Here is a 20849-nt window from a genome sequence, read left to right on the forward strand (position 1 = left end):
GCTGTACACAAGCAGAAAGGCCACCAGCCTGCCCATTCGGGCGGCTGCCGAGTGACTCCTTGCGATGGAATCATGATCGGGTGACGCCCTTCCACATCGATGTGCCCGAAGCCGTCCTGGACGACCTGCGAGCTCGGCTTTCGCGGACAAGGCTCGCGCCAGCCGCCCCAGGAGAGCCGTGGGCCGCCGGCACCGACCCTGGGTACCTGGCAGGTCTGGTGCGGTACTGGCTCGATGGATTCGACTGGCGCACGGTCGAGCGTGCCCTCAATCGGTACCCTCAGTTCGTCACCACGGTCCGAGGCACGCCGGTCCACTTCGTTCATGTTCGCTCGGCATCGCCCGACGCCACGGCGCTGATCCTGACCCATGGCTGGCCCAGCACGTACGCGGAGATGCTGCCCCTGGTGTCCCGGCTCGCAGACTTCGACCTTGTCATACCGAGCCTGCCCGGTTTCGTCTTCTCCGGTCCACTCGCCGAGGGCCCGACGACCGAGGCGGCTGTCGCGGACGTGTGGGCTGAGCTGATGACCCGTTTGGGCTACGACCGCTTCGGCGCCTACGGTGGCGATATCGGGTCCGGCGTGTCGACGTGGCTCGGCGCCCGCCACCCAGATCGGGTCATCGGGGTCTTCTCGCAGCACATCAAGTTCCCGCCAGCGGACCGCAGGGGCGACCTCAGCCCAGCCGAGGAGGCGTTCATCGCCATGCTCGACGCGAAGGCCCAGGATGACTGGGGCTACGGAATCCTCCAGGAAACACGGCCCGACACCCTTGCGGCCGCGCTGAGCGACTCGCCGTCCGGACTGGCCGCATGGATCATCGAGAAGTACCAGCGCTGGAGCGACTGTGGCGGCGACATCTCCCGCCGGTTCGGCTTCGACGAGCTGCTGACCACCGTGATGCTGTACTGGGTCACCAACTGCATCGGCACGTCCTTCCGGCCCTACCGTGACGACCGCCTGGCCCCACATCTGCCAATGGTCGCCGTACCCGCCGGTATCACGGTCAGCGTGGAGGACGCCGGCCTGCCCCGGTCGTTCGCCGAACGCACCTACGCCAACCTCACCCACTGGCACGAGCCCAGGGTCGGCGGCCACTTCTTCGCCCAGGAAGAGCCCGACCTGCTCGCTGCCGACCTGCGCGCCTTCTTCAGCGCGCTGCGGTAATCCAGGAGCGGCCTGTCGTTGGGACCTGCTGGGCGAGGCGGCGGCGGTGCTCGGCCGGTTCGTGTGAGCACGGCCGCGGTCGTCGGGTTCGGCTGGGTCGGCGCGAGCTGGCTGTTCGGTCGCAAGCCCGGCGAACGACCGATCTGGGGCATGGCCGCCGGGTACGTAAACTCGGCGAACCTCGGCATCCCCATCGCAACGCAGGTTCTCGGCAACGTGTCGTTCCTGGCGGAGGTGGTGCTGCTAGCCTGAAGGGCCTGCTCAGGACGTTGCCCGTGGGATCGGTGTCTCAGATGACGGGCCTGCGGCGGACCTCAGTCCGCTGACTCACGACGCTGGCTGGAAGCCATGCAGTCGGGTGCGCACCACCAGGTCGTGCAGGGCGTCCACGACTGCCGGGTCTACGTGCTCGGGCAGCGCCGAGCTGTCCCGGGCCGTCTCCAACTCGGCGCGCAGCCGCGACACGTCGGTGGCGAGCCACCCTGCAACGCCCGCGGGGAGCGGGCCATGCTCGGCCTCCCGTTTGGCGGCAATGAGATCCGGTACGTACGACAACCTCGTTCCGAGCACGGCAAGGTTCGTCTCTACGCGGCCGGTCCGCATCAGGTGGATCCCGGTGAGCAGGACCCGCAGCGTGTACAGCGCAGGCTTGAGCTGCCCGGTTTTGGCGTACAACTTTTCCTGGGTGGCCGCGAATCCGAGGTAGTGGTGCGCATGGTGACGGGTGACCAGCCGCGGGGCCAAGGTAATGAGTTCGGCGTGCACCGCGGTGGTCACAACCACCAGCGGTGACAACAGCTGCTCCAGGACGTACCCGTTGCGGCTGTTCAACAGCTTGACGAACTTCAGCAGATCGTGGCTGACCACGTCCAACTCGACACCGTCGCGCACGCTCATGTGCTGCAACGTCTGCGGACCGGTGCGCAACCCGACGACCTCCTCAGCCGGGAGCAAGTGCACGGCCCGCAGATCCAGATCGGAGTCGATGGATGCGAATCCGTACAGATGCGCACCGCTGACGGTGGCGAACAGCAGCGGACGAGGCAGGGTGCAGGCTGCCTCGGCGGCCCACGGCGGCACCTCGGTGGTCACTACAGGTTCCTTTCCCGTACGGCCGTGAGCAGCCGATCCACGTCAGCCCGCTCGGGCTGATCAGGCAACACGGTGCTTGCGGTCGCGTCGGCGAGCTCGACCAGTAGATCCGCCGTCCAAGCGGCGACCTCATCCCAGGGCAGCTCGCCGCGCCGCACCGCGAGCAGCCGGTCGCGCAGGTGACGAACGTCGACCAGCACCTCCCCGGTCCGAAGCACATGCGCCCCGGCGACCAGCAGCCGGATCATATGCATGGCCTGCTTGTGATTCGTCTCGCCGGTGCGCTCGCGGCGGGCCGCCACTCGGTTGAGCTGATCCCGGGCGTAGTTGCCGTAGGTCTCCGCCACCCGCCTCGACAGGAACGCCTGCCGTGCCGCCAGCAACCACTCCCCGTCGACGGTGATCGTCTCGACCAGCGGAGACCAGAGCACCTCCAGGACTGTCGGGTTGCCCTGCAGGGCCAGGACGCAGAAGCGTTCGAACTCCCAGGAGAACTGCTCCACCGCCGGACCGTCGAGGTGCGTGGGCGGCTTGTCGAGGTGCCAGAACGCCCGTGTGGGCGCCACATACACACCACGCCGGTCGTAGTCGGAGGCCAGGCCATGCAGCCCGTACGCCCGCGACCCGACCACAACGGCGAGAACCGTATGCCGCTCGACAAGCTCGATCACGCCCGGGACGCTACCCAATCACCGCCCTGCACACGTCACCCTTTTCGAGCACTCCGCGTCCGTGAGGTTCGGCTCTTCGACGACGCCACCACGGTGATGCGTGAGCTGGGCACCTGGTTCGGCCAACCGGCCTGAGCGCCGTTCTAACAGTCGCCTCAGATTCGCTCGGTATGAAGTCGGCATCAGATAAGCGATGTGACCCGTCCGTAGGAGGCTAGTGATGGCAGTCAACGCAGCGCCGTCCGGGGAAGCGCCGGCCGGTCGGTTAGCAGGCCGGTGGGTGCCGTGGTTGGTGATCGGCCTGTGGGTGGCGCTGGCGGCGGTGATGGTGCCGTTGAGCGGAAAGCTGAGCTCGGTCACTACCGACAGAGCCGTGGACACCCTGCCGGCCGGTGCCGAGTCCACCAAGGTGGCGGTGCTGGAGGACAGTCTCCCCGGCGGTGAGGACAACGCGTTCGTGTTCGTGTACCACCGCGCCGGCGGCATGACCGACGCCGACCGAGCGACGGCCGAGCGCCACTACAACACCCTTGCCAAGCGGTACCCGCCGAAGGTGGCGGCCCCGGCCGGCGAGGACGACGAGGGCCCACCGACAAGACTCTCCACCAACGGCAAGGCGATGATGTTCACCCTCGACGTGAGCACGACCTACGGCGCACCGGAGGCCCTCGTCGGGCCTTTGCGTGACGCCGCGAAGGACCGCCCCGCCGGCCTGAAACTCGACGTGACCGGCCCGGCCGCGGTCGACGGCGACATGGACGCCGTCTTCGACGGCATCGACCTGCAGGTTTTCCTCACCACCGTCGTCGTCGTAACGCTCCTACTCATCCTCACCTACCGCAGCCCGGTGTTGTGGTTCATCCCGCTGGTGGTCGTGAGCGCGGCCGCACTGACCGCGATGGCGACCGTCTACCTGCTGGTCAAGGGCTTCGGCATCGTGGTCAACGACCAGAACTCGGCGCTGCTGACGATCCTGGTATTCGGCGTCGGCACGGACTACGCGCTGTTGCTCATCGCTCGATATCGGGAGGCACTGCACCACCACGAGAACGTCCGGGTTGCGATGGTCCACGCGTTGCGCGGCGCGGCGCCGGCGACCGTCGCGTCCGCGGCCACCGTGGTCGCTGGCCTGCTCTGCCTGCTCGTCGCGGACCTGAACAGCACCAGCGGGTTGGGCCCGATCGGTGCGGCCGGCATTCTGTGCGCGCTGGTGGCCATGCTGACGCTGTTCCCGGCGGTGCTCGTGGTGCTCGGCAGGCGAATCTTCTGGCCGGCCATCCCGCGGTTCAGCACGACCGTGGAGCAGAAGCAGGGGCTGTGGGGACGGCTTGGCACCGCCATCAGCCGCCGCCGGTGGGTGGCGACGCTCGGCTCGCTCGGAGTCCTCGGCGTGCTCGCCCTCGGGCTGGCGGGCAATACCGGCGCACTGCGGGAGCAGGACCAGTTCCTGTCCGCGCCGGAGTCGGTGACCGGCTTCACCGTTCTCCGCCAGCACTTCCCGGAGCTCGGCGGCCAGCCGATGACGATCTTCACGCGGCCGGCGTACCAGGATCGGGTGCTCGACATCGTCAAGGGCACCCGAGGTGTGGCCATGGCCATCCCGGATCAGACCAAGGGTGGCTGGGCCGACATCTCCGTGTTCCCGACGGACGCGCCGGACACCGTCGCGGAGTACGACACGATCAAGCGGGTGCGCACCGCCGTACACGCGGTGAGCGGGGCGGAGGCGATCGTCGGCGGGCCGAGTGCGGAGAACCTCGACACCGAGGTGACCACCAGCCGCGACGAGAAGCTGGTGATCCCGCTGGTGCTCGCCGTCGTCCTGATCGTGCTCGGGCTGCTGCTGCGCGCGGTCGTGGCCCCGTTGGTCCTGATGGCCACCGTGGTCGTCTCATTCGCCGCAGCCTTCGGCGGCAGCGTGTTCGTCTTCGACACGATCCTCGGGTTCAAGGGCATCGACTATTCGGTGCCGCTGCTGGCGTTCCTGTTCCTGGTGGCGCTCGGCGTCGACTACAACATCTTCCTGGCCAGCCGTGCCCGGGAGGAGGCCGGGCGTCTCGGCACCAGAGAGGGCATGCTCAAAGCCCTCTCCGCCACCGGTGGCGTCATCACCTCGGCAGGCCTGGTCCTGGCGGCCACGTTCGCGGTCCTCGTCTCACTTCCGCTGGTGATGCTGATCGAGGTCGGGTTCCTGGTCGCCTTCGGCGTGCTGCTCGACGCCCTGCTGGTGCGATCGGTCCTGGTGCCCGCCCTCACCCTGCTGATCGGCCGGCGGATGTGGTGGCCGAGCCGGCTGTCCCGACCGGTGGAGCCGCCGGACGGGCAACAGCCGCTCGCCGACGACGAGGAGCCCGCGCTGCGACGGTGAGCGCGGCGGCACGGGCGAGATCCGGGACGGAGCCTCAGGCCCGTCCCGGATCTTTTTCATGATCCGACGGTGGACCGCGTGATTCGACCGGGCGGGGCCGCGGCCGGAAGGTCGACCCGAAGCAGCGCGCCACCGCGTGCGGAGCGGGCGACGGTGGCCCGGCCGCCGTGGGCGTCGACGACCCGCTGAACGATCGACAGCCCCAGACCGGATCCTGGCAACGCCCGGGCGCTTTCGGCACGGTAGAACCGGTCGAACACCCGCGGTACGTCGACGGCGTCGATGCCCGGCCCGGCGTCATCGACCTCGAGCACCGCCGACGCGCCCTCGGCACGGAGCCGGACCTGGACCGGCTCTTCCGCGGGGGACCACTTGCCGGCGTTGTCGATGAGGTTGAGCACCGCCCGTTGGAGCGCAGCGGGACGCCCGCTCACCCACATCGAGGTGACGTCGAGCGCGACCTCAATGTCGGGCACGCGGGAACGCGCCCGGGTCGCGGCGGCCACCACCACGTCGGCGAGGTCGAGCAGGTCGGTGCTCTCGTCGGTGACGTCACCGCGCGCCAGGTCGGTCAGTTCGGCGGCGAGGGTGCTCAACTCGGCTACCTGGGCGCCGAGGTCGTTGAGCAGCCGGGTCCGGCTCTCCGCCGGCAGCGCGCTGTCCAGGGTGCCGCGGCGATCGAGCCGGATCAGCAGTTCGGCGTTGAGGCGCAGGCTGGTGAGCGGGGTCTTGAGCTCGTGGGCGGCGTCTTCGGCGAGCAGCCGCTGGGCCCGCCGGGAGTCCCGGAGCGCGGCGAGCATGTCGTTGATCGACTGGATCAGCCGCCGGATCTCCCCGCCGCCTTCATCCGGGATGTCGGCGTCGAGATCCTGGGTGTGCGCGACGCGTACCGCGGCGGCGGTCAGCCGGTCGATCGGTGCCAGCCCGGTCCGCGCCACGGTCCGCCCGACAAGGGCGCCGCCGACCACGCAGAGCAGCCCGATCAGCAGCATGCCGAACCCGAACCGGTTGATCGGGCTGTCGTTGGCGACGCGGGCCACCTGGACCGCGCCGTCGCCCGCCCGCAGCGTGTAGATGAGGTAGCCGTCCTCGTCGATGTCGTTCGACTCCATCAGGTCGGCCGACGCGCCCTGCGCCACGCGCCCAGCGCGCTCGCTGACCGGGGGCAGCGCGGGTTGGCCGGCCGGCGTCCGGGTCGAGCCGTCGGGCAGGATGACCCGCACCAGTCGAACGGATCCGGGATACGGCGGTAGCTGGACCTGCGCCAGACCGGCGCGCTCCGCGTCCGTCGCCAGGACGCGGGAGTCGGCGCGCAGCTGATCCTCGGCGGTGTCCCGCAGCTCCCAGTCCAGCAGCTCGCTGGCCACCTGGAAGGCCATGAACACGCTGACCGCGATGGCCGTCGCCGCGATCACCGTCAGCCTGGTCCGCAGTGACCGCCGGCGCCACCATCGGCTCAGCCGGCGCGGTTTCCGGCCGGTGGGCCTGCTCACGGAGGACTCTCCCGCAACGTGTATCCCAGGCCGCGCAGCGTGTAGATCAATCGCGGCTCACCCTCGGCCTCCATCTTGCGGCGCAGGTAGCTCACGTACACCTGGAGGTTGTTGGCGGTGGCGCTCATGTCGAAGCCCCAGATCGCCTCGAACAGCGCGTCGCGGGTCAACACCCGGGTCGCGTTACGCACGAGGACCTCCAGGAGGGAGAACTCGGTCCGGGTCAGGCGGAGCGGCCGCCCGCCTCGCCACGCCTCGAACCTGTCGGGATCGAGCCGGACGTCGGCGAACAACAGGACCTGCGACTCCCCGTCGCCCGGCGTGCGCCGGCGCAGCAAGGCCCGCACCCGGGCCAGCAACTCCTCGGTGGCGAACGGCTTGGGCAGGTAGTCGTCGGCGCCCGCGTCCAGCCCTGCGACCCGGTCCGAGACCTGGTCACGAGCGGTCAGCATCAGCACCGGCAGATCCCGACCCGCCGCGCGCAACCGCCGGCAGGTCTCCAACCCGCCGAGGCGGGGCATCATCACGTCAAGGATCAGCAGATCCGGCGTGTCACTGCCGGCCCCACCGACCCCGTCGAGCACGGCGAGACCGTTGGCGACGGTGCTGGTGTCGTAACCCTCGACCTGGAGAACCCGCTCCAGCGACTCACGGATGGCCGCGTCGTCATCCGCGATCATGATCCGCACGCCGACGCGCCCCCTTCCAATCGATGCTTTTGCCGCTCAGTTTCCCCGATCAACCTGAGGCCAGGATTAAAAGGTCGGGCGCACGATGGACCGCAGCATCCCATCGCCATGATCAGGTGGACCGTTCTCGGCATGAGCGAGCGTGCCTCCCCGGGGGGGGGGGGGGGGGGGATGACCTGAACGTTCGAAGGTCGATGCCTTCGGGTGTGCCGAAGAGGTCGCCACGAAGGATGCGCTGCTCCGGGCCGGTCATGTGCTTTGACTAGAGCTCACCGCGTTGCCTGACTGCGGCAGGCGCTGGCCGCGGAGGCTGGATTGGGATACTGCAGCGATGACGGTCAAGGCGCTCATCTTCGACTTCGACGGCCTGCTGATGGACACGGAGACGACGCTGCTGGAGAGCTGGCGTTGGGAGTGGCGACGGCATGGCCTCGAACTCGATCCGGCCGGCTTCTTCGCCGACCATGGCGGCGACGCGAACGAGCCGCGTTACGCCGCGCTCGCCGCAACGGTCGGACCGGCCTACGACCGCGAGTCCAGTCACGCGCTGCGGATGGCGTATCGGGCGCAACTGAACGCGGCGCTGGAGCCGGCACCGGGCATCGTCGGCTGGCTGGACCGGGCTGCGGAGCTGGGGCTGCGGCTCGCTGTGGCGAGCAGTTCACCGGTCACCCACGTGAGGGCAATGCTCGATCGGGCCGGGCTGCGGGCGCGGTTCGAGGTGCTGGCGACCGGGGAGGAGGTGGACGCGCACAAGCCGGATCCGGCCGTGTATCTGCTGGCCCTGGACCGGCTCGGGCTGCCGGCGGAGGAGGCGGTCGCATTCGAGGACACCGCGCACGGCATGGCGGCGGCGCACGCGGCCGGGCTGCGGTGCGTGGCAGTGCCGAACCCACATGCGGACGGCGCCCACTTCACGGCCGCGGACCTGCTGCTGCCCAGTGCCGCGGAGCTGTCCCTGGACGCGGTCTTGGCGGGACTGGCCCGGCGCGTCGGCAGTTTCCGGTGAGCGGGAACCGGCGCAGACGCCCGTTCAGTGTGTCGGTGGTTGCCGGGTCGCCGGACTCAACTCGACATGTGCGGCCGCCGTTCTACTGCCTCATCACCGCCGTGCTCCGCGATGCCGACCCGGCCGAGGTCTATCGGCAACTCGGTCTCCGGCTGAGCTACCAGCCTGGAACGCAAACGGTGCGCGCTGCAGTCGATCTCAGCACGCACCGTGGAGCAAATATCTGGTGTCCGAGGGGCGACACGATCCTTTGCCCCACCGCCGTTGACGCTCGGCGCAACTCTGAAGCTCACGCAAACCTAGCTGCGGTGGTGACCTCTTCGGGTCCGGCAAAGAGGTCATCACAGAGGATGCGCTGTCACGGCGCCTCGCCCACGGCGACCACCTGCACCGGTACGGCGCGCTCCCCGGCGTGCACCGCGTCGAAACCGAGATCGTCGCGCAGAGGATCAAGCGGGCGGGACCGCTCGTCGCCTCTGGAGCCTGAGCGCGGCTTGCTTTCATCTACGTCTATGACGGGCACCCGGAAGGCTGACCCACTCCAGCCGTGACGGTCCCCCGAGCGTCCTCACGCCTCGGCGATTCACTCGGTCACTGGCTCCGTTGCTGTACACAAGCAAAAAGGCCACCAGCCTGCCCATTCGGGCGGCTGCCGAGCGACTCCTTGCGATGGAATCATGATCGGGTGACGCCCTTCCACATCGATGTGCCCGAAGCCGTCCTGGACGACCTGCGAGCTCGGCTTTCCCGGACAAGGCTCGCGCCAGCCGCCCCAGGAGAGCCGTGGGCCGCCGGCACCGACCCTGGGTACCTGGCAGGTCTGGTGCGGTACTGGCTCGATGGATTCGACTGGCGTGCGGTCGAGCGTGCCCTCAATCAGTACCCTCAGTTCGTCACCACGGTCCGAGGCACACCGGTCCACTTCGTTCATGTTCGCTCGGCATCGCCCGACGCCACGGCGCTGACCCTGACCCACGGCTGGCCCAGCACGTACACGGAGATGCTGCCCCTGGTGTCCCGGCTCGCAGACTTCGACCTCGTCATACCGAGCCTGCCCGGTTTCGTCTTCTCCGGTCCACTCGCCGAGGGCCCGACGACCGAGGCGGCTGTCGCGGACGTGTGGGCTGAGCTGATGACCCGTTTGGGCTACGACCGCTTCGGCGCCTACGGTGGCGATATCGGGTCCGGCGTGTCGACGTGGCTCGGCGCCCGCCACCCAGATCGGGTCATCGGGGTCTTCTCGCAGCACATCAAGTTCCCGCCAGCGGACCGCAGGGGCGACCTCAGCCCAGCCGAGGAGGCGTTCATCGCCATGCTCGACGCGAAGGCCCAAGATGACTGGGGCTACGGAATCCTCCAGGAAACACGGCCCGACACCCTTGCGGCCGCGCTGAGCGACTCGCCGTCCGGACTGGCCGCATGGATCATCGAGAAGTACCAGCGCTGGAGCGACTGTGGCGGCGACATCTCCCGCCGGTTCGGCTTCGACGAGCTGCTGACCACCGTGATGCTGTACTGGGTCACCAACTGCATCGGCACGTCCTTCCGGCCCTACCGTGACGACCACCTGGCCCCACATCTGCCAATGGTCGCCGTACCCGCCGGTATCACGGTCAGCGTGGAGGACGCCGGCCTGCCCCGGTCGTTCGCCGAACGCACCTACGCCAACCTCACCCACTGGCACGAGCCCAGGATCGGCGGCCACTTCTTCGCCCAGGAAGAGCCCGACCTGCTCGCAGCCGACCTGCGCGCCTTCTTCAGCGCGCTGCGGTAATCCAGGAGCGGCCTGTCGTTGGGGCCTGCTGGGCGAGGCGGTGGCGTCGGTGCTCGGCCGGTTCGTGTTCCAACTTGCGATGCTTGCCGAGGGTCACCGTCGGCTCGATGCACTTCAGGTCAACCGCATCCACAGCTATGCCGCCGCGGCTGGCAGCGAACGGTCCGCCCTCGTAATCCTTCATCAACCTGACAGCCGCAGCGTCGTCGTTGGCCCGGAAGTAGTCGTACAGCACACCCATGGCACGCACTCCACCACAGGGACACGACAGCGGATGCCCCCACATCCGGGGGTCCGTCAGGCTGCAGGTCCAGCGCTTCAATGGCGGCGCTGCCGTGATGCATGACAGGCGACGATGTCCCATAATCCCAAGGCGACCGCCGGCCAAACGGCGCAGTTGTCGTGTCCGGCGTGAACGTCGCGGATCTTGTGATCGACGGGGCCAGCAAAGATTCGTCGGCCTGAACGCGCGGGTGGATGTCCACACCTGATCGGGCGGGTGGATGGGTTCCGGGTGGGAAGGGCTGGACCGTGGGTGTCACGTGGCGCGAGTCGCCGGAAGAGCTGGTCGGGCTGCTACGCCTACACGGCCTGACTCCGGACCGGGTGAACAACGTCGAGACGGCGTGGAAGGCGTTCCGCGAGTTCCTTGCCCAGCCGGTCGACGGCCTGGCGCCAGGGCCGGACAGCGACGCCGACGGCTTCATTGTTCAGTGGGGCCGGTACAGCTGGCACGATTGGCTTCCCAGCCTGAGCTTCACCCGACAGTTCGCCGTCGACGTGCGGGGAACTTGGACCGAGACCGACTGGTACCAGCCCGAAATCTGGCAGGTGAGCCTGGATCTGATATTCCCGGACGCACCCGCGCTCGCCGACCTCACAAGCTCGACGTTCAGGACACCGGCTTCGACTTCAGTCCGCCCGGCCCGGAGCGAGACCATGCGATTGGTGAAGCAGAGTCGGAGGTGCAGCGCTACCCCACCTTGCAAGCACTGTGGGCGAGCACCCCCGCGCACAGCGCCGTCACGCTGGACCGCGCCGACTAACCATCCGAACGCGCCAGCCGCACCCGGCTACGGATGCCGGTGGGTCAGTTCCGGCTGACGAGTGCGGCGCCGACCGCGCGTGGCCGGCGGAGCCAGACGAGCGCGGCCGTCGGAGGTATCGTCGCCGGCATGCCGCTACCTGATCTAGTTCCGATAGCGCGTGAACCGGACTACCGCACCGACAGGGTAGGGCGATACGCCGACGGTCAGTTCTACGCGGGTATACACGGCGCGCATCGCGACAACGACCCGGATCCGGACCGGGAACGGAGCCGCTGGTACGCCTACCTGCACCTGTTCGACGCGGACGGCCGCCACCGCAGGTCTGACATCTCGCTGGTGGCCACCGCTCCGCACCTACGAGGTGGGCTTGCTGACCAAGCCGAGGCCCGCTTGGCTGGCCTGCTCGATCAGCTACCTGAACGGCAGTACGGCGACATCGCCATCCAACTGTTTCGCGTGGTCCACGACGGTGTCACGTTCGGCTTGATCGACGAGTCTGACCCTGAGCGAGGCAACTGGGTCGAGTTGCACCCAGACCGCCTCGGATTCACCGAACCGTGGGACGGGCTCTACAGCACCTGATCGCCGAGCACCGCCAGCATCGCGTCGAAGGTCAAGACCAATCGTTCGACGCACGCTCGCTCAGGCATCTTTGGGCGTCCAAAAGAGCCTGACGCATGCCCGTGGCATCGGGTTGAATGCCGTGGTGATCACGATGGAAGCGGCCATCGAGGTTCCCCTGGTCACCGACGGCTCGCCGTGGCCGGTGGCAGCGATGGTGCCCGGTTCGTGGTTAGTGCTCTACGCCAACTGCGCCGACGACCAGGTCGTGCCCGCGCCCGCCGATCGGATCGAGGTGCAGCCTCCAGGCGGTCGCGATGAGGTCATGAACGCGCTGCTGGCTGAAGACTTCTCATTGCTGCCGGCGGCCTGCAGGTGCGCGACAGCACCGTCGGGACGGTGGTGACGCCGGGCTGCTGTGCCGGGCCGGAGGACTAGCGCGACTGGGCGCAGGTGTTGATCGGCGACTCGCCGTGGCTGGGACATGACCCGGGTCCCGAGGTCGAGATCGTCGGCGACGGTCTGCGGGTGTGGCAGGACGGCGGCCCGAACCGCAATCGCGGCCGATGGGCCGGCGTCCACGTCGATCTGCCACACCGTGCGCTACCCGGGCTGCTCAACGGCCTGCAACGGGACCTAGTCGGATTCTTCGACACCCTCACCGAATGGGCCACGCGAGTCGGACTGCAGCAGCGAGGGACCGCTCTAGTTGAAGCGACAGACAGGACTTCGCGATCACGGCGCCAATGGAGGTACAACACCTCCGCTAGCGCTGTCATCGGCAAAACCACTCGGCCCGCGGCCGATCAGGATCCGTGACCTTGGCGCCTCAGTTGGCAGGTGCGACGTCAGCTGACCCCAAGCAGGTCCCACCGGTTGGCGGCGATGTCGAGGAAGACCGGGACCCGGCCGTAGGGCGCGGTCCGCGGCTCCCCGACGAAGGTGACATCGGCCTCGGCCTCGGCCATCTGCCGGTAAGCGGCACATACGACGCGATCTCCGGTGTAGAACCAGGCAGAGCCCGTTAGACAGTGTCGGCGTTCACCTTGTCAGCAACCCGCGCCGAGATGCTGATCCGACAGCCGGGTCGGCACGACCGCAGGTGCCAAGGCGGCCCGGCCGAAGCCGGGCCGCGCGCTAACGGCATACGTGCCCGAGCGCAGCCCACCAACGTCAATCCCTCTTCACTCGCAGCGGCCAATGCGGCAAGCCTCGGACGATGCCAACTTTGAACTCACCTGAGAAGAACCGCAACGAATGACCCCGATCTTCGAGTCACAGCAGCCACTGCCTAGATTAGGCATGGATGGGCTCGCCAGCGACGCCGCTAAATCCGACGAGAGCGTTTTGCTTCGCCATAGATAGAACCTCTGGCAGATAGTCGAGCTGGCGAATAGACAGAGTCAGGAGCACATATTTCAGCGCGTCGTCAGGACTATCTTCCAAGTCGAAATTCGAGGGCTCTAATACCTCCTCCATGTCCGGCCAGCGAGCAAGCAGCCCTTCCCGAAACCGTTTTACGTCCAAGCTTGAAGTCAGGTCGCTAGTGTCACCCTCAGCAAGCTTGTCGAAGATCTCTTCAGGGTCACCCGCGCCGTGCTTCCAGAAGCCAAAGTCGCTACTCACGACACCATCCTAGGGGAATTTCGGCGAACAAACTGGGCATTTTGTACCGCGGCGGACGACTTCCGTCTCGAAGCCATAAGTCTTCTTTAGCCATTCGTCCTTCCTTCGCTGCCCTCTCGTGTAATTCGATTTATTAACCTTCACCTCGTATAGATCAAGTCCGCCTCTGTCGTTCTTGATGGCGATGTCAACTTGCCGCCGACCATAAGGCGTCCAGAATTCAAAACCATTGCCGTGCGTCTCGCTATATATGTCCGTTCGATTATGGAACCGCTCAAACGTGGCCGTCATTTCGTCGACACCTTCAGCGCCCCGAGCCTTGTCGTGAGTTCGGTTGCCGCAGTTGTGCACGAGTACTGGCGTTGTGCCAGCGATCACATAGTACGTGTGGATGGTGGCGACGGTGAGATCGCGCATCGTCGCAGCGCCGGTGAAGTTGTGGACTCCTGCGACGGCTGCGACTTCACCCGAGGCCGTTCGGAGTCTTTCGGTTGCTTGAAGGTCCTCAGCGTTGACCCATTCTTGGCGGGTTTCGCTCCATATGGGGTGATGTTGAGTCGTTTCGATGGTTGCGAAGGTGCCGTCCGCGGTTCGGATGCTGAGGGTGGTCAGCTCCGTGTCCTTGTTGACGTGGACTGCCTCGACGGGTTGGGCGGTGGTTGTGCCTGTCTCCGGGTCGTAGGCGAGGACCTTGTCGCCTGTGGTGATGGTGCTGATCGGGCGGGAGGTGCCGTCGGCGGTAAGGACGGGGGTTGTCGGTGCGAAGCTGTGAGTTTCGCACTTCGTCTTCGGCGGGGCTTGTTTCTTGCTGGCGGGTCTGGGCTTTGGTTTTGCGGCGGGTCTGGGCTTGCTGCGGTTGCCCTTGGGTTTGGTGGTGGGCTTGGGGCGGGGCTTTGGGGCGGTCTTGGGCTTGGCCTTAGGTTTGGTGGCCCTGTTCTTGTTTGGGTTGTTGCGGATGGCTTTCTTGACGTCGGCCATCTCATTGCGGTCGTTCATGCGCTTAGCGCCGGTTTGTTTCGTCTGCTTTGCCCATGGCGCCTTTTTTGGGGGCTTCTTCTTAGAGCCCTTACCAAACAACTTCGCCAGCACTTTCCCGAGGGAGGACCCGCCACTGCCGAGAGCCGCCCCGCCGCCGCGGATGCCGCCTCCGTTGTGAGAAATATGCGCGAGTCCGTCGGGGTCGGAGTAGGTGATGGGGCTGTTGTTGGCGTAGGCGTAGCCGTGCAGTGTTTGTGGGTCGCCGAAGTCGATGAGGGGGTCGGGGGAGAGGAAGCGTCCGGTGGTGGGGTCGTATTCGCGGGCGCCGAGGTGGGTGTATCCGGTGGGGTCGTTGGTGCCGCCGACGATGCCTTTGTTGTCGGGCCAGGACGGTGGTGTCGCGCTGCGGTCTTCGCCGAAGGGGGTGAGTCGGCGGCGGGTGGCGGTGAGCGTGGTGGCGTTGATGGCGAGTTCGGTGGTGCCGTGGTGGTTCGCGGCCATCCAGGTCAGGCCGCCGGTGGTGGTGCGCACGGCGTTGGGGTAGTAGCGGGTGGCGGTGACTTGGCCGGTGCTGCTTTGGTGGTATTCGGTGTCGCCCAGGTAGAGCGTTTTTTGTGTGCCGGGGTTGTCGGCGATGAGGCGGTTGCCTTCGGGGTCGTAGACGTAGCTGTGGGTGGTGGCGCCGTTGGTGAGGGTGGCGAGGTGCCCTTCGGCGTCGTAGTTGAGGGTTTGGTTGGGTTTGCCGGTGCTGGTGCGGGTTTTGAGGTATCCACCGTTGTCGTATGTGGAGGTGGTGGTGGGCCCACCGCCGTTGGTGGTGATGCCGGTGAGGGCGTGTGGGATGTACTGAGTGGCGCTGCCGTAGGTGTAGCTGCGGGTGGTGTCGCCAGATGCGCTGTGTCGGGTGTCGCTGAGCCGGTTGCCGGTCTGGTCGTAGGTGTAGGAGCGCCAGTAGGCATCCGCACCGCCGACGATGGTCTGGCTGGGTGTGCTTTGGCAGGTCGCGGCGGCGGTGGTCCAGGCTTCGGTGAGTCGCTGCAGGTAGTCGTAGCCGAAGCATTGGTTGGCGGCGGTTGTGGCGCCGCTGGTCTCGGCGATGCCGGTGATGTTGCTGTTGTCGTCGTAGGTGTATCGCTCGGTGAGTTTCTCGTTCCAGGTGTCAGGGGTGGTGGGGTTCTCGGTTTCGACGCCGTACTTGGTGAGTCGCCCGGTGGAGTCTTCGATGGTGGTGGTGAGGCGGGCGCGCTTCGTTCCCGAGCCGAGGATCTGTTGCTTGACGCCGCCGTGCCAGTAGTACTGGGCGCTGGCGAGGTAGGTGTCGAGGCCGGTGACGCCGGCGAGGTAGCCGTGGTCGGTGTAGGTGGAGGTGACGGTTTCGGCGGGGAGTCCGCCCTTCGCGGGCAGGGTCGTGGTGGCGGGGGTGCCGTCGGGGTGGTAGCCGAAGCCGGTGGCGTAGGTGCCGCCGAGTAGTCCTTGGCTGGCGGGGATGGTGTTGGTGCGGCCGGTGGGCTGGTACAGGTCGGTGTAGCCGGTGACCTGTTGGGTGTAGTCGCCGGTGCTGTGATGGCGCGTGGATGAGGTGGGGAAGCCCTTGGCGAGGGTGTCGTAGGTCCAGGACGCGCGCAGCGGGCCGGTTTCGGTGTCGTCGCGGAGTTCGGTGATCCTTCCGAGAGCGTCGAAGTCGCGGTACAGGACCTCACCGCGGCCGTCGGTGGTGGTGGTGAGCTGGTCGCGGTCGTCGTAGCCGTAGGTGCTCTGACCGGTGTCAGGGTCGTTGGTGTGGATGAGGCGACCACGGAGGTCGTAGGTGTAAAGCCAGCCGTTGAAGACCGGGTCGATGACGAAATCGAGTCGGCCGAGTGGGTCGTAGTAGTACTTTGTTTCGTCCGCTGCACCACTCGGTGCCTGACCTAGGTGCTGTAGCAGGCGCGTGGTGTTCCCGTTGGCGTCTTCGAAGCGGGTGGTGGGGATACCGCCGGCCGGTGGATCGATGGTGACGCGGTCACCGTCATGGGCGATGGTGGTGTTCCACTTTTCCGCGTTCATCGACCAGAGGGCGTCTCGGGTGAGTTCCCCGGCTCCGTTGAAGGTGTAGCGACGCTGGGTGGGCACGTTGGCGTCAGCGAAGGTCACCAGGGTGCCAGTGGGCGCGCTGGCATCGTTGTAGAAGGCCGATTCCTGCACGAGTAGGCCGCGGGAGTCATAGCGAACGTCAGCGATGACGCGTTTCCCGTCCGGCGCTGTGGTCTGAGTTTGCCGCTGGCGGAGGAAGCCGTCGTAGATCTCGACGGAGCTGATCTGTTTATCGGTGGGGCCGAGGGCCTTGGTCTGCACTGTCGATGGCGCGGCCTTGGTCACGGTGTAGATATATTCGCTGTTGGGATTAGCGGTGGTGGAGCGGCCGGGCAGCCAGGTCTTGGTGAGTCTGCCGAGCAGGTCGTACTGGGCTGTGGTGATCTTGTTGTTCGGGTCGGTCGAGGTGACGGGGAGCCCGCGCAGGTTGAGGGTGTCGGTGGTCGAGTGTTCGGCGGCGTTGGTCTCCGTGACTGCCGTCACCGGGCTCCCGGCCGCCGGAGTGTAAGTCGTGGTGGTGGTGTAGCCGAGTGCGTCGGTGGCGGTGCGGATGCGGCCGTGCGCGTCGTAGGTGCTGGTCTCGGTGGTGAGCCAGTTAGGTGTGGACGACGTGTAGGACGCCAGTTCGTCGACGCGGGTTTCCAAACCCAGGCTCGGAGGTGCCCCTGGGTTGGTTGATCCGTCGTAGAAGGTGCGGGTGCCGCCGAGGATGTTGGCGGGCCCCGGCGATGCGGTGCAGTCGCTGACGAGTTCCTCGGCCGGGTAGTCGACCATAAACGTCGTCGGCGTGACGTTGCGGGCGTAGGTGTAGGTGGTGCAGGTTTCGTCGCCGTAGCGGTTCGTGTCGCCGTTGTCGGTGGTCGTCGTGACGCTGCCGTAGGTCGTGTCGTAGTTGTGGTACAGCTCTGATTGGCGCCAGATGCCGGTCGCGGCGATCCACTCGTAGGTGTGCAGGACACGGGACTCGGCAAACCATGCCTCGAAGGTTGAGGGTTGCGCGTACCCCGGCGGTTCCACCCGAAGGGCGGTGCGGTGCCGCCACGGACCATGAATCTTGCGGACAAGGGCCTGCCCACCCGGGGAGGCGTAGTGGATCTCCTCGCGGAGCATGCCCGCGTAGCTGTCGTAGTCGGCCACCGGGTAGCCGTCCGACGCCGTGATCGACACGGAGCGGGTGTTCTCGCCCGCGTCCGTGCGGTCACCGTGCATGCCGGTGAAGTAGACGTAGCGGGTTTGCGACTGGGTGCCACCCGCGGCGCCCTCGGTGACGGTGACTACTGGCCAGCCGCGGAAGTCGGACCAGGACCGGTGTGGCAACTGTGCGGTCCAGGCATTGTCGTTGTGGTGCCACAGGACCGCGCTCGATGAGCCGCCGGTCGGTGTGGAGGTGGCATAGGCGTAGGAGGTGACCATGTCCGGTGACCCGCCGACAAGGTCCTTCTCAACCACCTGAGTCACCCGGTACTTGTTCCACCACGCCCAGCCAGCGACGTTGTCCGGCGGGGTGTAGTACTGGGGAAAGCACCGCTTGGTATTCGTCGCCGGATCGGCTGGCAGGCTGGTCGCCGTGCAGTCCGACCCCTCATACGTGACGTCGATCTGACCGCCCGTCTCGGTCGCGACCCTGGTGACTCGGTACTTGTTTGTCAGTGGCACACCCGCAGCAACGTTGTGGTCGGTGCGGTTGGCGTATCGGGAACCGCCGAACGTCACCGACGGCAGTGACTGTGTGGCCGTGCCGTGGCCGCCCGTTCGCGTGATTGACGCCAACCACAGGCTCGGCGAGGTGAGCGCCGTGCTCTCGTTGGTGGAGGGGAACTGGTGCGTCAGAGACCACGTGTCGACCGTGGTGTACGAGCTACCAGTGCGGACTTGAGTCACGATCGACTCGAGCCGGCGCTCGCTCCAGAACGTCGGTGAGGCGATGCTGCAGGGCGCGCCTGAGCACTTGAGGTCCCAGGGGGTGTCGGGCCAGTTGGCCGTCACCGGGTTGGTGCCCGACCAGCAGGACGACAAGCAGCGTTCCTTGGTGTTGAACAGGACCTGCATCGCCGCGGTGGCCGGTTGCGGGAACCCACGTGAGCCGTACTCGATTCGAGCCAATGTGGCTGACCGGTCGTACTGGGTCACCGTGCTGGCGTTGCCGGCGCGCGCGGTGGTGTTGAATTCCTTGCTGTAGAAGAACGACATGACGTCCCCGGTGGGTTCCTCGACCAGGTCGAGGTACCAGCGGTAGGCCATGGGGCACCACGATGCGGTGAACCCGGTCGCCTTGTAGCACGGCTCGTTCGCGTGGTTGGAGAAGACCGGCACGCCCTGCACGGAGTGGGTCTCTCGGCTGTCGATCCAGTTCAAGCCGAAGGTGTAGCGGGTTCCGTCTGGCGTGGTCAGCCGCCACCGTTCGTCATTCCAGTTACGGGTGTCCAGTCCGCCGGTCAGGAGTTCGACCCTGGTGCCGTCGTCGTCGGACTTGCGCCAAGTGCCGCTAGCGTCGTCGAGGACCAGTTCCGTCGATTCACCATCAAGCACCAGGGTGGCGTTATGGTCGCGGTAACACAGGTCAGAGGTGGCGTTGGAGTAAGTCGGCGAGGTCTCTAGATCGTCTTTGCAGGGGCGATAGAACCGCTCGATGTAACCCGCCTGGTAGTCCCAGCCCTCCCCCACCCACGACGTCTGCGTGTTCTCGCCGTTGGTCTGTCCATCCACTCGCCCGGATGAGTAGTTCAGCCCGATCTCGGGATCCAGGTCGCCGGCGGACGGCGGAACCTCCATGTCGTAGGACCATGAGAAGTCGCCCGACTGCGAGCCTGCCGCCCACGAAGACGACGACGCCAGCGGTGTCCTGGTGAACGTGCCCGTCTGACTCGACGTCCCCGCGACCAGCGCCACGACAGCGCCCGCGGCGGAGCTGCCCTCAACCGCCGCGGTACGCAACGCCGCATCGGTCGGCGCATTCTGGTCCAGCTTCACGCTGCCAGACACCACAGCACGTTCTACATCGTTGTCACCAGCAAGAACGGTCGTCGACGTACAGGGCTCTTCGTTGCTTTCCCCCTCACAGTCGGTGAACTGCACCAACTGCAGTCGTGAAGCCCAAGCGGCGCCGAAAGCACCGCGAAGTCCCGAGTAGTCGACCTCCACCCGCACGCGAGCGTCGGCGTTCTGCCCGTCCGCACGGCCGATCCTCATCAGCACCGGCACATCCGCCCGCTCGGCTCTCGCCTTGTCGAACACCTCGACCCGGACACTCCCGGGCGAGGATGACCCGCCTCGCGAGTCAGGTGAGGCAGACGCGTCGCCCGCTACACGAACCGGTAGCCCACCCACCCGGGGCATCGCGGACGTACGCGCCGCTGCCTGCCCCAGGACCTCCACCACTGCCGAGCCGCCAGCCGGCAACGAACCCGATCCCGGCTTCCACAGCTCCTTCGCCGACTGCGCCACATCAGGCTTACGCTTGCCGAGCGGCTTGACCGGCACCGACCGGTCCTTCGGTGCACCGGGCGAAGCTGGCGCAGCGTAGGCAGGCACGAATGGCAACAACGTCAGCACCAACAGCATCACCGCCGCCAGCGAGCCACGCCGCAATACCCGCACCCAGAAGGGGAAAACGCTAGAAGCCCCGAACGTACCGTCCACAGTGTCCTCCAACGCCAACCCCGAAGCAGAGTGATCGAAAACTAGGGGCCAACCAACAGAAGGTCAATAGATGATCACAACCTGCAACCACAAAGCAGGCGTGTCAGGACAGAGCTCCGCTCGACGGCACCCACGGTGATCACGATCCCCAGCCGAGTCACCACTTCGGCGACGCCGAAGAGGTTAGGCAGCAAGAAGACCTGACCAGAAGGTTGCCGGTGGGATTTGAGTCTCAGGTTTCGGGATCCATACCGACAGCAGCACGGACGGCCCAGAGCGGTACGTCGATGGGACCGACTGTGTTCAACGGGCGCCTGAGGCCTCCACGACGACAGCCGGCACCGGCCAGATGAGGAGCAGCGAGGGTTGACCTCTTCGATCTTCTCCCGGAGCTCGCGCCGGACCGCTCGACCGCATCACCGCAGGTCAACACCCGCCACCCTGCCCAGCATCGGTGAGCACTTCGGGCGCGCTGACCACTTCGCCAACCTGCACCCAATCTGCTCCCAGGTGCAAGGCCAGGCCAACCAACGGCTCCTTACCGCCTTGACCTGCGCACACTCCCTGCCAGGCGACATAGAAAGTTGTCGACCGCTGCGCATAGTCGCGGAGCACTCCGCGGTGAAACAGGACGCCTCACCGACTCTGACCTGCGAAA

The 20849-nt window shown here is 66.8% G+C and carries 14 protein-coding genes; 7 read left to right on the forward strand and 7 right to left on the reverse strand.

Features of this window, described 5'->3' with window-relative positions; genetic code table 11:
* Window positions 1–80: 80 nt before the first annotated feature.
* Complete coding sequence (locus AC3CF1_RS08160) at window positions 81–1169, forward strand: epoxide hydrolase family protein (RefSeq protein ID WP_328533870.1); 1089 nt, start codon at window positions 81–83, stop codon at window positions 1167–1169.
* A 63-nt stretch (window positions 1170–1232) separates the two neighbouring features.
* On the forward strand, window positions 1233–1421 hold the full coding sequence (locus tag AC3CF1_RS08165) for a hypothetical protein (protein ID WP_354981018.1): 189 nt from the start codon (window positions 1233–1235) through the stop codon (window positions 1419–1421).
* A 75-nt stretch (window positions 1422–1496) separates the two neighbouring features.
* On the opposite strand, the gene AC3CF1_RS08170 is transcribed toward AC3CF1_RS08165, so the two are convergent.
* Window positions 1497–2261, reverse strand: a complete 765-nt coding sequence (locus AC3CF1_RS08170; RefSeq protein ID WP_328533868.1) for a nucleotidyltransferase domain-containing protein — start codon at window positions 2259–2261, stop codon at window positions 1497–1499.
* A complete protein-coding gene (locus AC3CF1_RS08175) occupies window positions 2261–2932 on the reverse strand; it encodes a nucleotidyltransferase domain-containing protein (protein ID WP_488449967.1) in 672 nt (223 codons plus the stop codon). The genes AC3CF1_RS08170 and AC3CF1_RS08175 overlap by 1 nt, the downstream gene beginning before the upstream one ends.
* Before the next feature lie 220 nt (window positions 2933–3152).
* Here AC3CF1_RS08175 and AC3CF1_RS08180 point away from each other — a divergent pair, with 220 nt between their 5' ends.
* Window positions 3153–5300 (forward strand): MMPL family transporter, encoded by a 2148-nt coding sequence (locus AC3CF1_RS08180; protein ID WP_488449968.1) that lies wholly within the window; start codon window positions 3153–3155, stop codon window positions 5298–5300.
* A gap of 56 nt (window positions 5301–5356) precedes the next feature.
* On the opposite strand, the gene AC3CF1_RS08185 is transcribed toward AC3CF1_RS08180, so the two are convergent.
* On the reverse strand, window positions 5357–6715 hold the full coding sequence (locus AC3CF1_RS08185; RefSeq protein ID WP_488449969.1) for a HAMP domain-containing sensor histidine kinase: 1359 nt from the start codon (window positions 6713–6715) through the stop codon (window positions 5357–5359).
* A gap of 74 nt (window positions 6716–6789) precedes the next feature.
* Window positions 6790–7473: a response regulator transcription factor gene (locus AC3CF1_RS08190; protein ID WP_488449970.1), complete on the reverse strand. Its 684-nt coding sequence runs from the start codon at window positions 7471–7473 to the stop codon at window positions 6790–6792.
* A gap of 340 nt (window positions 7474–7813) precedes the next feature.
* On the opposite strand from AC3CF1_RS08190, the gene AC3CF1_RS08195 reads away from it, so the two are divergent.
* Complete coding sequence (locus AC3CF1_RS08195; protein WP_355159687.1) at window positions 7814–8491, forward strand: HAD family hydrolase; 678 nt, start codon at window positions 7814–7816, stop codon at window positions 8489–8491.
* Window positions 8492–9176: 685 nt separating this feature from the next.
* Entirely contained in the window at window positions 9177–10265 is a 1089-nt protein-coding gene (locus AC3CF1_RS08200) for an epoxide hydrolase family protein (protein WP_488449971.1), read from the forward strand.
* Here AC3CF1_RS08200 and AC3CF1_RS08205 read toward each other — a convergent pair.
* Complete coding sequence (locus AC3CF1_RS08205) at window positions 10249–10506, reverse strand: hypothetical protein (RefSeq protein WP_488449972.1); 258 nt, start codon at window positions 10504–10506, stop codon at window positions 10249–10251. The two genes, AC3CF1_RS08200 and AC3CF1_RS08205, sit on opposite strands and share 17 nt — an antisense overlap.
* A gap of 844 nt (window positions 10507–11350) precedes the next feature.
* Here AC3CF1_RS08205 and AC3CF1_RS08210 point away from each other — a divergent pair.
* Together AC3CF1_RS08210 and AC3CF1_RS08215 are read left to right on the forward strand one after the other, a co-directional pair.
* Entirely contained in the window at window positions 11351–11896 is a 546-nt protein-coding gene (locus AC3CF1_RS08210) for a hypothetical protein (RefSeq protein ID WP_488449973.1), read from the forward strand.
* 133 nt (window positions 11897–12029) lie between these two features.
* Window positions 12030–12281 carry a hypothetical protein gene (locus AC3CF1_RS08215; RefSeq protein ID WP_488449974.1) on the forward strand — a complete coding sequence of 84 codons (252 nt, stop codon included), beginning with the start codon at window positions 12030–12032 and terminating at the stop codon, window positions 12279–12281.
* An 890-nt stretch (window positions 12282–13171) separates the two neighbouring features.
* On the opposite strand, the gene AC3CF1_RS08220 is transcribed toward AC3CF1_RS08215, so the two are convergent.
* Entirely contained in the window at window positions 13172–13501 is a 330-nt protein-coding gene (locus AC3CF1_RS08220) for a hypothetical protein (protein ID WP_488449975.1), read from the reverse strand.
* A gap of 9 nt (window positions 13502–13510) precedes the next feature.
* Window positions 13511–20203: a polymorphic toxin-type HINT domain-containing protein gene (locus AC3CF1_RS08225; RefSeq protein ID WP_488449976.1), complete on the reverse strand. Its 6693-nt coding sequence runs from the start codon at window positions 20201–20203 to the stop codon at window positions 13511–13513.
* Window positions 20204–20849: the final 646 nt, after the last annotated feature.

The organism is Micromonospora sp. MGP-C2, assembly GCF_057766525.1.

Excerpts from the sequence above, each read along its gene's own strand:
- AC3CF1_RS08205 (WP_488449972.1), bottom strand. The coding sequence starts at position 10,506 with ATGGGTGTGCTGTACGACTACTTCCGGGCCAACGACGACGCTGCGGCT.
- AC3CF1_RS08215 (WP_488449974.1), top strand. The coding sequence starts at position 12,030 with ATGGAAGCGGCCATCGAGGTTCCCCTGGTCACCGACGGCTCGCCGTGG.
- AC3CF1_RS08195 (WP_355159687.1), top strand. The coding sequence starts at position 7,814 with ATGACGGTCAAGGCGCTCATCTTCGACTTCGACGGCCTGCTGATGGAC.
- AC3CF1_RS08180 (WP_488449968.1), top strand. The coding sequence starts at position 3,153 with ATGGCAGTCAACGCAGCGCCGTCCGGGGAAGCGCCGGCCGGTCGGTTA.
- AC3CF1_RS08190 (WP_488449970.1), bottom strand. The coding sequence starts at position 7,473 with ATGATCGCGGATGACGACGCGGCCATCCGTGAGTCGCTGGAGCGGGTT.